The sequence below is a fragment of the Thermoflexus sp. genome (assembly GCF_034432235.1).
GTDB lineage: Bacteria > Chloroflexota > Anaerolineae > Thermoflexales > Thermoflexaceae > Thermoflexus.
This window is the reverse complement of sequence record NZ_DAOUCJ010000072.1, coordinates 14,740-29,727: the sequence shown is the minus strand read 5'-3', so window position 1 is coordinate 29,727 and position 14,988 is coordinate 14,740. Positions and strand designations below refer to the sequence as shown.

At 66.2% G+C, this 14,988-nt stretch carries 11 protein-coding genes; all 11 read right to left on the bottom strand.

The window, feature by feature from the left end:
* Window positions 1–29: 29 nt before the first annotated feature.
* On the bottom strand, window positions 30–2,009 hold the full coding sequence (locus tag VAE54_RS08580; RefSeq protein WP_322801542.1) for a twin-arginine translocation signal domain-containing protein: 1,980 nt from the start codon (window positions 2,007–2,009) through the stop codon (window positions 30–32).
* 153 nt (window positions 2,010–2,162) lie between these two features.
* The gene (locus tag VAE54_RS08575; protein ID WP_322801541.1) at window positions 2,163–5,486 is read right to left on the bottom strand and encodes a hypothetical protein; all 3,324 of its coding nucleotides are present in this window, start codon (window positions 5,484–5,486) and stop codon (window positions 2,163–2,165) included.
* Window positions 5,483–6,721, bottom strand: coding sequence for an acyltransferase (locus tag VAE54_RS08570; RefSeq protein ID WP_322801540.1), 1,239 nt, complete (start codon window positions 6,719–6,721; stop codon window positions 5,483–5,485). The genes VAE54_RS08575 and VAE54_RS08570 overlap by 4 nt, the downstream gene beginning before the upstream one ends.
* 19 nt (window positions 6,722–6,740) lie before the next feature.
* The gene (locus VAE54_RS08565; protein WP_322801539.1) at window positions 6,741–8,399 is read right to left on the bottom strand and encodes a B12-binding domain-containing radical SAM protein; all 1,659 of its coding nucleotides are present in this window, start codon (window positions 8,397–8,399) and stop codon (window positions 6,741–6,743) included.
* Between the two features lie 51 nt (window positions 8,400–8,450).
* On the bottom strand, window positions 8,451–8,858 hold the full coding sequence (locus VAE54_RS08560) for a hypothetical protein (protein WP_322801538.1): 408 nt from the start codon (window positions 8,856–8,858) through the stop codon (window positions 8,451–8,453).
* Window positions 8,859–9,161: 303 nt separating this feature from the next.
* The gene (locus VAE54_RS08555; protein ID WP_322801537.1) at window positions 9,162–10,469 is read right to left on the bottom strand and encodes an alpha/beta hydrolase; all 1,308 of its coding nucleotides are present in this window, start codon (window positions 10,467–10,469) and stop codon (window positions 9,162–9,164) included.
* A gap of 73 nt (window positions 10,470–10,542) precedes the next feature.
* Complete coding sequence (locus VAE54_RS08550; RefSeq protein WP_322801536.1) at window positions 10,543–11,748, bottom strand: LamG domain-containing protein; 1,206 nt, start codon at window positions 11,746–11,748, stop codon at window positions 10,543–10,545.
* A 16-nt stretch (window positions 11,749–11,764) separates the two neighbouring features.
* Entirely contained in the window at window positions 11,765–13,009 is a 1,245-nt protein-coding gene (locus VAE54_RS08545) for a glycosyltransferase family 2 protein (RefSeq protein WP_322801535.1), read from the bottom strand.
* Complete coding sequence (locus VAE54_RS08540; protein ID WP_322801534.1) at window positions 13,006–13,803, bottom strand: acyltransferase; 798 nt, start codon at window positions 13,801–13,803, stop codon at window positions 13,006–13,008. The genes VAE54_RS08545 and VAE54_RS08540 overlap by 4 nt, the downstream gene beginning before the upstream one ends.
* Complete coding sequence (locus VAE54_RS08535) at window positions 13,775–14,380, bottom strand: HAD-IIIA family hydrolase (RefSeq protein ID WP_322801533.1); 606 nt, start codon at window positions 14,378–14,380, stop codon at window positions 13,775–13,777. The genes VAE54_RS08540 and VAE54_RS08535 overlap by 29 nt, the downstream gene beginning before the upstream one ends.
* Window positions 14,355–14,987 carry an SIS domain-containing protein gene (locus tag VAE54_RS08530; RefSeq protein WP_322801532.1) on the bottom strand — a complete coding sequence of 211 codons (633 nt, stop codon included), beginning with the start codon at window positions 14,985–14,987 and terminating at the stop codon, window positions 14,355–14,357. The genes VAE54_RS08535 and VAE54_RS08530 overlap by 26 nt, the downstream gene beginning before the upstream one ends.
* Between the last annotated feature and the right edge of the window lies 1 nt (window position 14,988).

The following is a 14,988-nucleotide window of genomic DNA, read 5'->3' as shown; positions in this document are numbered from 1 at the left end:
GGCAGCATCGGATGACGTGAGTCGCTGTCCTACGCGTAACGAACCGAGATCTGCAAGATGCCGCTGGGAAGAGGGATCCAGGCATAAGGGAACCCCTGCCAGCTCCATTCGGAATGCGGCACGGAGGCTCCGTGGATCTGCACTTCCGAGAGACGGCCGCCGGGGACCTCCAGCGGGAGGGCCATGGTGAGGCGGGAGGGAACGGGCGGAGCCGTCACCCGCAGGTGGAGCGTCCGGCTCTCGGGATCCCAGCGCAGCGCCTCCAGTTCGGTCCGCTCGCGCGCTTCCACGAACTCCAGCCAGCGCTGCGCTGACCAGATGGGGATCCCCCGCCCGGCCGCCTCATCCAGAACCCCCTCCAGCCAGCGCGCCTGGGTCTCCGCGGCCTCTCCGCCGATGGCGAACGGATCCACATGAGCTTGCAACGCCAGGGCTTCGCTCTGCTCTACCGCGTTCCGGATCAGAGCGCGGGAGATGTCCAGCGCGGTGGAAACAGGGAAACGGGGCGCCTGGGGCCACGTCCACCCGATCAGCTGTTCATCCACCAGCGCCGTCAGCTGCTGGTAGATGTCCAGGACGCGGCCTTCCTCATCGACGAAACGCATGGGAAGCCCGCTGCCGGTGAAATAACCGAAGACCCATTCCCCATCCGCCTTCCGGAACATCGGGCCGACGTGGTAGAAGTCCAGGTTCATCCGGATCCCATACGTCGCCTGGACCCGCGCCGTCTCCACCCATCCGCTCCAGAGGACCCGGTGGGTGCGCACGGTCGGGGGAACCGGACCGTAGCCCATCCCGGTGAACACCTCCCAGTAGCGCCGCCATCCGGCTTCCAGCCCCTCCTCGACATACGGATGGATTCCGAACTCATGGCCGCGGGCCCGCCAGCTTCGAACGTGCTCAGGAAGGACGACGTGTCCGGCGGGTCGATCGATCCAGTCCAGCAGGCGATGCCAGGCCCGCTGAAGGCGATCCCGCGACAGGGGCGCATAATACACGCTGAACGTCCCACCGCGTTTCTCCACCCGGCGAAGGACTTCTTCTACGGCTGGCGGAGGGGTGTTATGGGCGTCTCCGGTCGCCACCAGGATCGCCGGCGCCCCCTCAGGGAAATACCAGAGGCGGGGAAGGGGAAGCCGATCCAGGAGCATCCCGGTGATCATCCGGCTCAGCAACCGCATCAGCACGTCGGCCTGAGGGATCCCGAGGCGGTCCAGATCGATCCAGCCGTCGAAGAGCTCATGCGCCCGCAGCCCGTGGAGCCCATCCCGTTCCTGATGGCTCATCGCCGGGTTGCCCTGACGGGTTCGGACGATGCTCCCGACGAGATCGAACGCCCACAGCCCGGCTTTCCCTTCGCCGAACCGGTGCAGCGTCACCGCCGGGAAGGGCAGATCCCCGGTTTTCCCAGCCAGAGAGGCGATGGCCTCCGCCCCTGATAGCCGGTAATGATCGGCCACGCCGTGGAACTGCAAGGTCTCCCGTGGAAAGCCCCGGCCCAGTGGATGATCCTCCCGGATCCGCACATATCCCTCTGCGGTCTCGCCTGCCACCGGCTCCAGCCCGAAGAGATCCGCCAGATGTCGGGGCGGCCGTATGGCCACCAGACAGCCGCCCTGAGCGACGTAGCGGCGCAGGACCTCTCCTTCCACGGTATCCAGTGCCCCAGTGCTGAGCACCACCATGGGGAAGCGCTCCAGGATCTCCGGGCGCATGGCGGCCCGGGAGGCCGACTGGAAGGCGTTGAGGCCCTCCGTTCTCAGGATCTCTGCGAGGAAAGCTCCGCCGGGGGGCGAGCCCCGCTCGTTCAGGATCAGGAGGATCGGTGCCTCCCCATCCGAGAGAGGCCAGCGCCGATCAGGCGGCTCCGCGAAAGGAGAACGGAGAGGTGGCGGCCTCCCACCCGTATCCTCCCACAGGCGGTAGCCGCCGAAGGCTCCCGCCATCGCCACCGTGAGCCCTGCCGCGCCGCTCATTTTCAGAAATTGCCGCCGTGTGAAGGAACCCATCCCTTGCCTTAACTGGAGCTCGAAGTGGGAGGGAGGAGGGACAGCGTTTCTCCCTCCTCCCCACGGTCCCGAAATCCCCCAGCACCTCTTGACTTGAAAAGACAGACCTCCCCGGAGGCTTCGGGGCAGGCTGGATCACGGCAAGCCGCTGTCCTACGATCCGCCCCGCATGATCAGCGGCAGGAACAGCCGGAAGCGAACCTGAGTGCGGATCTCCGCGGAGGCCGGCGTGGGATCGACTGCCCGCGAGGTCGCCTCGGCCCGCACGCGGATCTCCGGGCCTATCCACTGCCCGATCCGCACGCGCAGATCGACACGGGCGCTCTCCCCCACCAGGAGATCCCCAAGGTTGCAAGTGGCCGCCGCGCAAGAACCCCGGGAAGGCGCGGCCTCCAGGACCTGCACACCCGCGGGCAGGGTGAACGTGACCTGGACTCCCGGCGCCAGGGAGGGACCGGTGTTGGTCAGGATGAGGGTGTAGGTGACCACATCGCCGACGAAGACGAGATCCGGTTCCCCACGGAAGAGGAGCTGCAGGTCCGCTTCCCCGCGCACTTCGGTGGAGGCGGTCGCCTGATTGTTTGCGCCATTCGGATCTGGAGTCTCCATACGGGCTTCGGCCCGGGCAATCAGTATGGCGCCCTCAGGGACGTCGGGGTTTACAGTTCCCGTGACGAGGAGCGTCTGAATGGTTCCGGCAGGCATCATCCCCCGATTGCAAACGATACGGCTCCCGTCCACTGTGCATCCATCCGTGGGCATGAAACTGATCTGCCGCAATTCCGCCGGGAGGGTCAGGGTGAAGATCACCCCCCGGGCATCCGAGGGACCCGCGTTCGTCAAGGTCAGGGTGTAGGTGAGGGGAGTCCCTGCCACCACCGGGTCGGGAGCATCATTCATTGTCAGAACCAGATCCGCCTGGGTCTGGACCGTGGTGGTCTCGCTGGTGGTGTTGTTCCCCGGGTTGGGGTCAGGGGTGCTGGCCGCCGCCTGGGCGGAGAGGACCAGGCTCCCCGCCGGGGTGCTGGTGTTCACCCGGGCTCGCAGAACCAGGGTGACCACCCCGCCGGCCGCCACATCCCCCGGGTTGCAGCTTGAGGCCCCACACGATCCCTGGGAGGCCGAAAGGCCCAGGATCGTCAGCCCGCCGGGCACGGTGAGGGTCACCCCCACCCCCCGAGCATCCGAGGGACCCGCGTTCGTCAGGGTCAGGGTGTAGGTAAGGGGAGTCCCTGCCACCACCGGGTCAGGCTCATCCCGAATGGACAGCCCCAGATCCGCCTGGGTCTGCACCGTGGTGGAAGTCGTGGCCGTGTTGTTCGCGGGCACCGGATCCGTGGTGGGGGAACTCGCCTGGGCCAGCGCCGAGAGAACTGTATTCGTCGGGATGGCGCTGTTCACCCGGGTGGTCGCTGTGATGCGAGCCGTAGCCCCGGCTGGGAGAACACCCAGGTTGCATGTGGTGCCGCCGCAGGTTCCCTGGGAAGGAGTGAGGGTGATGGGTGTCACGCCGTCCGGCAGTGTAAGCGCAACCGCAACATCCTGCGCATCTGAAGGCCCCATATTAGCCAGGGTCAGGGTGTAGGTGAGGGGAGCTCCCGCCACCACCGGATCAGGCACATCATTCAGCGTCAGAACCAGATCCGCCCGGGTCTGAACAGCCGTGGTTTCACTCCTGGTGTTGTCGCCCGGATTGGGATCCGGAGTGCTGGCCGCCGCCTGAGCCGAGAGGATCAGGCTCCCCGCCGGAACACTGGCATCCACCCGGGTCCGCAGGATCACCGTCACCACCCCGCCCGACGGAACATCCCCCAGATTGCAGGTCGCCCCTCCACACGATCCCTGGGAGGCGGAGAAGCCGAGAACCGTCAGCCCGCTGGGGAGCGTCAGGGTCACCCCCACCCCCCGGGCATCCGAGGGACCCGCGTTCGTCAGGGTCAGGGTGTAAGTCAGCAGTGCCCCCGCCACCACCGGATCGGGATCATCCCGAACCGCCAGGCTCAGATTCGCCATGGTCTGCACCACGGTGGAGACGGCCGCCGTGTTATTGACGGGATCATCCGGGGTGTCGGTGCCAGCCACGACCTGGTTCACCAGCGTCCCGGCCGGCGTGCTGCTGTTCACCCGGACGCGGAAGGCGACCATGGCAACACCACCCGGGTTCATGGTTCCCAAGGTGCAGATCGATCCGGAGCATCCGCCCTGGGAAGGTGTGGCCGCTATCAGCGTCACCCCGCCGGGCAGCGTATCCGTCACGCGGACGGCTTGAGCGGGAAGTGGGCCGTTGTTCGTGATCCAGATGGTGTAAGTGAGTTCGTTCCCGGCGAGGACCGTGCCGGAGGATGCCTCCTTGCGCGCAGCCAGATCGGCGAGCTCCGAATACGAGAGCACCACCTCCCGCACCTCCGGGGACCACATGGGATTGGTGGTGCTCATCTCCACCCGGTATTGCAAATAGCGGGCGAAGGCCAGCGCAGGAGGAATGTTATTCGGGCCTGGCGGGAGGGGATCGGACCAGGCCGACCAGTTTGCGCCGTCCATTGAGGTGCGAACGCGGAAGGCGAGGGTAGTGGTGGTCGGCACGGTGGCATCCCATGCAAGGGTGTCCCAGCGGACCCTCTGGCCGGCGTCCTGGGGGCACGATGTATAGGTCCCGGTTCCGGCATACTGGCCCGCGCGCACCCAGTCGATGTCCATGGGCGTCGAGCCATAAAAGGAGGGGGTTTGGTGATATAGAAACACCCAGGAGGTGATCACCAGGGTCGGGGAAGGGATGGTCGTCTGCAGCACCCCGTCGATGAAATAACGGGTGGCGTTGGGCTCCCACTCGATGCGGAAGATATGGAACTGGGTTTTGTCGGGATCCGGGATGTCCACATCCACGAGCGGTCCAGCCCCATCCCGCGCCCGCACGATCAGGTTGTTGGCATCGCCGTTTCCCAGGATGAACAATCGGATGGAGCTGGCGGGGGTAAATGGGTTGTATGCGGGGCCGACCTCCCGGTAGAAGCCCAGATCCGGCTCGCCAGAGGTGTTGGGCGCTTGCATCAGCCGGGCTCGGGCCTCGAAGAAACGAGGGAGCTGGGTCATGGTGAGGACTGAGCGCAGGTAGACCCCATTCAGCGTGATGAGCCCATTGCCCATAATCAGGCTTTGATAGGACCCTGCATTAGGGTTGGAAATGTTGGTGATCCATCGGGTGAGATCGACGGTAGCTCCGTCGAAGTCATCCTCCACGCTGGCCCTCAGATGCAGCTCGCCGCCCCCCGTGTTCCCCACCGAGATGCCGGAGGAGATGGCGCATCCGGCGGCGAAATCCACCACCCGGGTATGGGTGATCACGCCGCTCCCCTGGGCCCAGGCCACCGGCACGGAGGCACCGCTCAGGATCCCCATGGCCACGATCAGGAGAGCCAGGAGAATCCCGGCCAGGGTCAGGGCCAGCCCACCTCGATGCAGCCGTTGTGTTGTTCTCATAGCGCTTCCTCCATGGATCGAGGAATAGAGAGGGAGGGGTTTTGGACCGGAACGCGGACGTAGGGCCCGAGGGGTGGGAAGATCCGATTGAAAGGCCAGTGGCGCAGCAACCGGTTTGTTCCGGTTTCCGCCGCCGCTGAGAAAAGAAGGATGAGGACGGTGGCGGCCCCGATGAGGCTCATGCGGAGCGCCAGTGGCATGGGGAACGGCCACAGCCAGATGATCAGCGCCCAGAGGAGGGGCTGGTGGAAGACCATCACCCCGTAAGAGAATTCGCCGACCTGCGAGAGAACCCGATTCACGCGCGGCCAGCGAGGCAGGAGATCCCGGGCCAGCAGCATCAGGAAACCCGTGGCGGCCGGAGTGATGAAGAGGGGCGCGATCACCGCTCCGGGCCGCGTGAAAGAGAGCCCCATCCCCCATCCATACAGGATCGCCAGGGCCAGCCATGCGCGCGGCGACCGCAACCACCCCTGAACCCGCCCCGGATCCCCAGCCGCCTGCCAGGCCAGGACCATCCCCAGGGCGAACTCCCCCAGCCGGGAGGTGAACAGCAGCCCCCGGGACCACATCTCCGGATCCACTGGCAGGAGGAAGAAACCGATCGCCCGGGTGAGCGCCGTGAGGAGCACGGCCGCGATCCCGAACCGGACCGCCCCGAGGCGTTTCAGCGCTTCCCAGAGAAGCGGGAAAACGGCATAGAGCTGCATGATCAGCACGATAAACCACCATGCAGGGGAGATGAAATGAAAGACCCCGGGCAGGAACCGGAGCCCGACCAAGCTGAGCATGAAACGGGGGTCCAGTGGGGAGAACGGCCGCCAGCCCACCAGGTTGTTGAAGGCCAGAAAGAACAGATGCCCGACCCAGTAGAGGGGGAACAGGCGCAGGAAACGCCGCATGTAGAACGCCCGGCGATCCAGGAGGGCCTCCCGGGAGCGGCTGACCAGCGCCCAGGTGAGACCGAACCCGCTGATCACCAGAAACACCCCCGTGCCCTGATACCCCAGCCAGCCTCCATAGCGGAACAGGTTGGCCAGAAGGAAAGCCACCAGGTTCTCCTGAGGGAGGGGCTGGAGCTGCGCGATGCGAACGATTAGCTCTGGCCAGTCGCTCCGGGGGTGGGCAAACCATGGCACCCCATAGATGGCGATGGTGATGTGATAGAAGACAATCATAAGGATAGCCAGGCCTCGCATCGCGGAGAGCCAGGCCAGTCGGGGGGCTCCCATCATGGGAGCCGCCTCCAGTGATCTACTCCATCCCCAGGAGCCATCGCGCATGGCGGATGGCCACCTCCATCGCGGACCCCACCACCGCCGGGTCCAGGGCGCCCTTCAGGAAGGTGAGGATCGGCCCAGGGCGCATGGCCCATTCCCGGAACGCCCGCTTCTGCCAGTATTCCAGCCGCTCCGCGGGCAACCCCGGATAATCCAGAACGGTGGAACGGTCCATGTCCACTTCCTCCCAGGCCGTGCCCGGGCGGAACCAGTTGTTCTCCACCACCTGGAAGAAGAAGGGAGTGCCCGGATAAGGGGCCGCGATGTGGAAGAGGGCGAGGTCCAGCGGGAGGGACTTGGCGAACTCAATGGTCTGCCGGATGGTCTCTTCTGTCTCCCCGGGCAGGCCGATGATGAAGTAGCCCCAGTTCTTGATCCCCGCCTCCTTCGCCCAGCGAAGGGCCTGGGGCGCCTGCTCCAGGCGGTACCCCTTGCGCACGCCCTTCAGGATCTGTTCGTTGGCCGATTCGATGCCCCAGGAGATCAGCCAGCAGCCCGCCTGGGCCATCCGGTGCAGCATCTCCCGATCCACATAATCCACCCGACTGTTGCAGGTCCAGCGGATCCGGATTCCTTCGCGGATCAGCAGGTCGCACATCCCCATCACCTGATCCCGGCTGATGGTGAAGAGATCGGCATACATGTGGATGTTCCGGATCCCCAGGTCCACGAGGTGGCGGACCTCCTCCACGATGCTCTCGGGGGAGCGGAGGCGGATGGAGTATTGATAGCTCACGTGCTTGATGCAGTAGGTGCACCCGGCGGTGCAGCCCCGGCTGGTCACGATGAAGGTGTAGGGGCCCCGGATCATCGGCGCCCGGTAGTGATAGAGGGGCAGCAGATGATGCAGAGGAAGCGGCATGTCATCCAGGTTGCGGATGAAGGGGCGGTCGACGTTCACCCGGATCTCGCCGTTCCGGCGCCAGACCAGCCCCTTGATGCGAGCCAGCTTCTCCTCCGGAGGCCACTCCCTCGCCTCCCCCTCGTTCAGGGGGAACCATTCGGGGTCGCTGTCTTCGAACAGCCGCCGGAGGCGGCCCTCGGGAACCCGGCCTTCGAGGGTGTCGATCAGCTCCCGCAGGGTGAGCTCCGGCTCCCCGCGCAGCACGAAATCCAGCGCGGGGTAGGCCTCCATCGTCGGGATCGGCATGGGGGTCACGTGGGTCCCGAAGGCGATGGTCTTCGCGCCCAGGCTGCGGGCCAGGAAGGCGCCATACATGTCGTTGGTCAGAGTGGGGGCGGTGACCTGAGTGATGTAATACTTCGGCTGCTTGCGGCGGAGCAGATCTTCGAACTCCTTCCAGTCCATCCGCAGCGCGATGGCATCCACGATCTCCACGCTGTAATCGGGGTGGAGCATGGCGGCCATCTGGGCCAGGCTTACCTGGGGCCAGATCATGTTCTCCCGGGAGCGGCGGCCTACCCGGTGCTGGCTGCGGATCCAGACCGCCCCGTCCGGGGAAGGCGGGTTCACCAAGAGCACATCCACGGCCTCGGGCGAACGGGGCGGCCGCAGCCGCCGGATCACCGGGCTGGCGTCCGGGAATTTGGGGGCCGGCAGCGGAGGGATCCGCCGCGTCCCCAAGTTGCGCCGTAGCTCCTCCTCTCCCACCACGGGTATCTGTGTCGCCATCCTTCGCTCCTTTCCATAAGAACCGTCCTTCATCCCGCATGCCCAGCCCGCTTACGGAGATCCAGCACGCAGGATCACGGGCATGAACACACGGTAGCGGAAACGGGTTAGGACCTGGAGGGCAAATTGTTGGGAATTCGTATGGGGGTCGATCTCCACCGGGGCGGAGCGTGCCTGGACCTTCACCGAAGCGATCCCGGTGAAATCCGGATCCACGCGGAGCCGGATCTGGAACCACGCCGGCTCACGCAGGGAAAGGAGGTCCAGATCCCAGCGAGCCCATGGCGTGTTCGTGCATGGGGGAATGCAGGCTTCCAGGGTGAGGCTGGGCGGCCACGAAGCCTCGAGCTGCACCGCTCGCGCCGCGCTGGGCCCTGCGTTCATCAGGACCATGGTGAGGGTTACCGGCTGACCAGCGATTTTCGACGTAGTCCCGCAGGATCCCGGCCTGCGTCCCATTCAGGGGGACTTCCGCCAGCAAGACGACCGGATAGGGCTGAAGGAGCGAGGGCGAGATGGAGGAGAGAGAGATCACATCGTGGGCGGCCCAGCCCTCCGCTCGCAGGATTTCCCCCAGGTAAAGCCCGAACGGGTTCGGCGCGCCGGGATCCACAACCAGGGCGATGGGGGCGGACGCCACCGCCTGAGCGCGGCGCCCCCCCCGAGAGGAACAGCCGGCCCAGAAGCGGACCAGCCAGCAGAAAAAGGGCCAGGGCGAAACGAGCGATTCGGCCTCTGATCATCGGGGAATCCTCTCCAGGATCAGCGGAGCATGTAGCAGATGACGTCTTCCTCCAGGCATCCCGGTTTACGGACGAAGATCCCGTCCATCCCTGCCATCGGAGCCATGCGCTTCGGTGTGGAGGGCGGGAGGCGAAGCGGCTGAAGCCGGATCAACCAGTGCCCGGCCGGGAGCTCCAGCCGCACGCGGCCGTTCAGGGCCGGACGTTCCTGTTGCTGCGCCAGAGCGCCCGTCTCGCGATTCCACACCTGAATTCGCACCCGGGCGCCCCGGGCATACACCGGCGGGGTGATGAGAAGGAGCGGATCGTCGGTCTGGATTTCCAGTTCTTCCGCGGAGATCATTTGCACCTCCGACCATGCGGCCGGATCGCTCTTGATCATGGTCATCCGGTAAACGGTTCGCACCGTCGCGACCGCGAAGCGATAGCGCCAGGAGGAAGGAACGGCGCGCGGGCGTTCGAAGGCCTCGCGCAATACCGCGAAGGCCCGCTCGATCGCATAAGGGCTGAGCTCATGGCCCATGCCCGGGATCTCCTCCCAGACATGGGGGTAGCCCAGGGCCTGAAGGATCTCATGCATCCGCCGGCTGTGAACTGGGCTGACCTCCGGATCGGCCGCGCCGTGGAGGATCAGCAGCGATAATCCCTTTAAATTCGGAGCCAGTTCCACCGGGTTGTCCGCCGCATAGCGGAACGGGTTCGCGCCCGGGGGCCCGTAGACCGCCCGAAGGGCCTCGGAATGGTGAAGGGTGAGATCCAGCACCCCACCGATGGATACGGCCGCGGCAAACTGATCCGGCCGGTGGGCGGCCAGGGAGAACGCCCCCTTTCCGCCCATAGAGAAGCCCACCAGCGCCCGCCCGCCCGCATCCCGTCGCACCGGATAGCGGCGTTCCACCCAGGGAAGGACCCCCTGGAAGAACCAGTCATAGAACGATGCCTGCCAGGCGGATCCTCCGGGCCATGGGAGGCCTGAATAGATCGAGTAATACGAAGGAACCCCATCCTCCTCCCCCTGCAGCGCCACCAGCAGGACATGGGCGGCATCGGCGGCCTGCTGGAGATCTGGTCGTTCCCACATGCCTAACCCCATCGCCCAGCCGGAGAGCAGATAAACCACCGGGTAGGGTCGATGGGCCGGGAAACCGACCGGGCGGTAGACCCGCACCTCATGGGCCTCCCCCCGCCACTCGACGGTCCAGCTCTCCCAGCTCCCCGCCGACAGCCCCTGGGCCTCCACCATCGTCAGGGGCCTTCCCAGAAGCCCGCCGATCCCCACCATCAGTCCCAGCCCGATCAGGCCAGCCCGAACCCCACGCTTTCCCATGCCATCCGCTCCGCTTGCCGGTAATGGGAATGCGGTGCCTAAGCACCGTATTCCCATCCCACTCCCTCCACGCTCACTTCTGGATCAGCGGGAGGTAGATCCGAAACTCCACGGCGCGGGTGGTGAAGGACAGACCCCCCGCCGGCGTCCACGGTGTGCTGCCCCCCGCGTTGGCGGATCGAACCTGAACGCAATAGCTGGCGCTGGGGCTCAGCCCGTCGAGGACGATGGCATGCAAGCGGGCAGGCGTGGGATCCTGACGTTCCTGGCTCCATGCTCCGCAGGAAGCCCCCCATCGCACCTCGCTGCTGGCCTGCACGTCGGTGGTCCAGGTCACCCCAGCCTTCGTGGCGAGCGCGGTGACCATCGGCCCGGAGAGGATCACAGGCGGGGCGATCGTCCCAAAAGGCGTGTCGGCGCTGTAAACCGGGCCGGCCGGCCGATCCACGGATCCATACCGGCATCCCCCCGGATTGGCGCCGGTGGCATCCACGATCCCCCCCGTGCAGGGCCCCGCAGGCCCTTCGTCGAAGGGATACAGCGCGACCGTATCCGCATCCGGCGTGAAAGGTGTCGTGGGGGGTGAGAACGGCCCGTTGTAACGCACGATCCGGGAGATCCGCACCTCGTCGATCCATCCGCTATAGGAGGGGTAGGTGTTGCGATCGATGTCGTGCTTCTCCGCACCGATTACCAGGTAGGGGTCGTTGGGATAGGAAGTGCTCCGGCCATCCCGATACCGGATGTCTCCCGGCGGCCCAAAGCCGCTGGCATCCAGCTGCCCGTCCACGAAGATCTGCATCCGCCCATCGCTCTGACGACGGGTGACCGCGATGTGATGCCAGTTCCCATCGGCTACCGGGATGGATCCGCACAGGGTGAACCCGCTTCCCTCCCGGTTGACCCCGAAGGCGATCCGCCCGCCGGCCAGAGAGATCCCGTAATCCCCGTAGTCGCCCGACCCGTAGACGTCCCGATCGAAGAGGATGTTGCCGAAGATCCAGAGATCTCCAGGTGCGGACATGCATGTCGAGCTGGGGTTTTCCGACAGCTGGGCCTTCATCCACCACTCGATGGTGAAATCCCCGCCGACGTTGATGGATCGCCCCTCCACGAGGATCTTGACCCGGTCGATATCCCCTCCTCCGTTCCCGTAAAAGCGCAGGGAGAAGTCTCCCGCCGCCCTCACCCGCAAGGCCGGCGAGGCCGCGGAGAGGAAGAACAAAAGGAGAAGCAAACCGCCAGCCGCCCGAAAGGCCGGAAGGACCGGATGGCTCATCGGCGATCGCGACGGACTACGCTGGATGGGAGATCGATGCCGGTTGAGGGATGGGCTCCGTCGGCGCAACCCGGGCGAGCCCGCCTTCCAGATCCTGACGGGCCCGGAGCTCCCGCTGGTGGAGCTCCGCCAGGGCGCGGACCAGGATCCCGGCGGTGAGGAGGTCCACCCCCATGATCACCGCGAGGGCGCTGACCGCGGGGACAAACCATGGGGCGGGGAAGGGGGGCGCGGTCAGCCGCGCGATCACCGCCCACCCGTATAGGCCTATGCCGAGAAGGATGCTGAGGAGGCCCATCGGCAGGAAGCGCTGCTCCAGAGGGCGGCGGAACAGGGGCCAGCCGAATACCCCCTGACGGATCGGGCGCTTGTGGAACAGCGAGACGATGTAATTGAACAGCGTCCCCACGGCGAAGAGATGCAGCCCGAGGGCGGCCAGCACCACCGCGGCAAACAGGCGCGGGAAGGGCCATCCGCCTGGGCCCGGCCACAGGATGGCGCTCCCTCCCAGGGCCAGGCCGATCAGCCCGAGCCCGAACCCCGCTATCCCAAACACCCGCACCGGATTGTAGGTGAACACGGTCCAGACGATCGCATGGAGGAACCGCACGCCATCCCGCAGCGGATGCAGTTTCGACTGGCCCAGGCGCTCGCGATAGGGGATCGGCACCTCCACCATCCGGATGTTCTCATAGATCGCGCGGGCGCTCATCGCTGGGGTGAAATTCAGGCCATCCGGCAGCGGATACAGGCGCTCCAGGATTTCCCGCCGCAGCAGCCGCATGCCGCTGGCGCTGTCGCGGACCGCTGTCCCCCCCAGCAGCCGGAGCAGGAAGGCGAACCCCCAGTTGCCGATCCGACGGACCCGTGGCATCTCCGAATCCGGGCGATCCATGCGGGATCCCACGACCAGATCGGCTCCACTCGCCCGGGCGACGCGGTAGAGCTCTGGAAGCGCTTCAGGTGGATACGTAGCATCCGCATCCAGGAAGGCCAGCCACTCCCCCCGGGCGTGGGCGAAACCGGTTTTGAGCGCCGCTCCATATCCCCGGTTGACCGGGTGACGGATCAGTCGGACCTCTGGATAGGCGGCCACGATCTCGGCCGTGCGATCCCGGGATCCATCATCCACCACCAGGATCTCCCATTCGCTCAAGCCGGCCTCTCGAAGCGCCGGCCCGATCCTCCGGATCCGATCCAGCACCGCCTGGATGGCACCCTCCTCGTTGTAAGCGGGGATCACGATGGACAGCGTGCTCATACGGATTCCTCCTGAGCAAGAACCGTCGTTTGAACCGCCGGGAGGCCGCCGTGGAAGACAGGGCCCTCGATCGAGCGGGGGCGATCCAGCCGGCTGCCCACCACCCGTGCCGGGACGCCGACGGCGATCGCGTAGGGGGGCAGATCCTCCGTCACCACCGCCCCCGCGCCCACCACCGCGCCCCGCCCAATGCGCACCCCATCGAGGATCACCGCCCCGCCCCCCAACCAGACATCGTCTTCAATGACGATCCCCCGGGCCGTGATCCCCTGTTCCGCGATCAGTCGATGGGGGTCCTGGAAGACATGGTTGACGGCCAGGATCTGAACCAGCGGGCCGGTGTAGACGAAATCCCCGATGGTCACGCCGCCCTGGCCCCGGATGACGTTGTATTCCCCGATGAAGCACCGCCGCCCGATGGTAATGCCCGCGTGCGGCAGGCCCCGGAAGTTGTAGACATGCAGCACCGACCCGTGCATGATCACCGTCCCATCGCCGATGATGATGCCGTTCGGGCAGGCATGGAGGTAAACGCCCTCATCCAGGTAGACCCCCCGCCCCAGGGTGATCCGCCGGGGCTGAGCGAGGCGCACCCCCCGGGCGATGTAGGGGAAGCCCCGGGCGTTCAGAAGCAAGCGATAGGCCAGCCCTCGCAGCCCGATCCCCGCCAGTCCAGGGAGATCCCGGAGCAGCCCCATCACCAGCTGTTCCAGGAAATAGGACGCCCAACCGGTGGATTGGGTCTGGATATAGAGGTCCAGCCCTTCAACCCAGCGGCGCGGCCAGCGGGACATCCCTCATCCTCGGTGGGCGATGGATCGGGATCAACGCTTCGCAGCGCAGGATCCACAGCGCCGCTTCCAGGAGATCCCGTAAGATCGGAACCCCGGGATAGCGCTGGAGCACGAGTTCCGCATGGAGCGCGCCCCGGCCGGTTCGAACCAGCAACGGCTGGCACCCGGCGGCCAGGGCGGCCTCCACGTCCGTGAGGGCATCCCCGATCAGATACGAGCCCTCCAGCTGGATCCCCAGGTCCCGGGCGGCCTGGAGCAGAAGCCCGGGCTTCGGCTTGCGGCAGAAGCAGCCTTCCTCCGGCCGGTGCGGACAGTAGTAAACCGCGTCCAACCGGCCCCCGAACCGATGGACGTGCTGGATCATCCGGGTGTGGATCTCATCCACCACGTCCGCCGGAACCATCCCTCGATGGACGATCGCCTGATTGGTCACCACGATGATGGGGAACGGCATATCCGCCAGGCGGCGCAGGGCGGAGAGCGCGCTGGGCAGGAAACGGAACTCCGCCCAGGACTTCACATGGTCCGGGCGGTTCTCACAGATCACGCCATCACGGTCCAGGAACACGGCTCGCATCGAGCAGGGGCTCCTCCCGCAGGATCGGCGCCGCGGCGAAAGCGCCCTCCCATGTCCGCCGCAGCACGGTGGTGATGGTGTGGTGCAGGATCAGATGGACATCCTCGATCTGCTCCATGCAGTCGCTGGGGACGATCAGGCACAGATCCGCCAGATCGCGCAGCTTCCCTCCCTGAAAGCCGGTGAGGCCGATGGTGAACGCGCCGGCCTCCCGGGCGACCCGCACGGCCTCCAGGACGTTGGGGGAGTTCCCGCTGCCGCTGATGGCGATCAGCAGATCCCCCGGTCGGATCAGGGGGCGCAGCTGCTCGGCGAACACCCGGCGATATTCGGTGTCGTTGGCCCACGCGGTAAGCAGGGGGACGTTGTCGGTGAGGGCCATCGCGCGGACCATCGGCCCGTTGGACTGGCGGGTGCCTTTGGCGAGGTCGCAGGCGAAATGAGAGGCGGTAGCCGCGCTTCCCCCGTTCCCACAGAGGAAGATCATGCGCCCGTCCCGGGCGGCCGCCTCGATCTGCGCGATGATCTGCAGCAGGATCTCGCGGGGCAGCGCCTCGAGCGCCCGATGAATCCCATTGAAATACTCTTCGATCCACTGGACCCACATC

Bases quoted from the DNA above. Each gene is read 5' to 3' on its own strand.
- VAE54_RS08565 (WP_322801539.1), bottom strand. From the start codon at position 8,399: ATGGCGACACAGATACCCGTGGTGGGAGAGGAGGAGCTACGGCGCAAC.
- VAE54_RS08550 (WP_322801536.1), bottom strand. From the start codon at position 11,748: ATGAGCCATCCGGTCCTTCCGGCCTTTCGGGCGGCTGGCGGTTTGCTT.
- VAE54_RS08530 (WP_322801532.1), bottom strand. From the start codon at position 14,987: ATGTGGGTCCAGTGGATCGAAGAGTATTTCAATGGGATTCATCGGGCG.
- VAE54_RS08560 (WP_322801538.1), bottom strand. From the start codon at position 8,858: ATGGGACGCAGGCCGGGATCCTGCGGGACTACGTCGAAAATCGCTGGT.
- VAE54_RS08535 (WP_322801533.1), bottom strand. From the start codon at position 14,380: ATGCGAGCCGTGTTCCTGGACCGTGATGGCGTGATCTGTGAGAACCGC.
- VAE54_RS08575 (WP_322801541.1), bottom strand. From the start codon at position 5,486: ATGAGAACAACACAACGGCTGCATCGAGGTGGGCTGGCCCTGACCCTG.
- VAE54_RS08580 (WP_322801542.1), bottom strand. From the start codon at position 2,009: ATGGGTTCCTTCACACGGCGGCAATTTCTGAAAATGAGCGGCGCGGCA.
- VAE54_RS08555 (WP_322801537.1), bottom strand. From the start codon at position 10,469: ATGGGAAAGCGTGGGGTTCGGGCTGGCCTGATCGGGCTGGGACTGATG.
- VAE54_RS08545 (WP_322801535.1), bottom strand. From the start codon at position 13,009: ATGAGCACGCTGTCCATCGTGATCCCCGCTTACAACGAGGAGGGTGCC.
- VAE54_RS08570 (WP_322801540.1), bottom strand. From the start codon at position 6,721: ATGATGGGAGCCCCCCGACTGGCCTGGCTCTCCGCGATGCGAGGCCTG.
- VAE54_RS08540 (WP_322801534.1), bottom strand. From the start codon at position 13,803: ATGTCCCGCTGGCCGCGCCGCTGGGTTGAAGGGCTGGACCTCTATATC.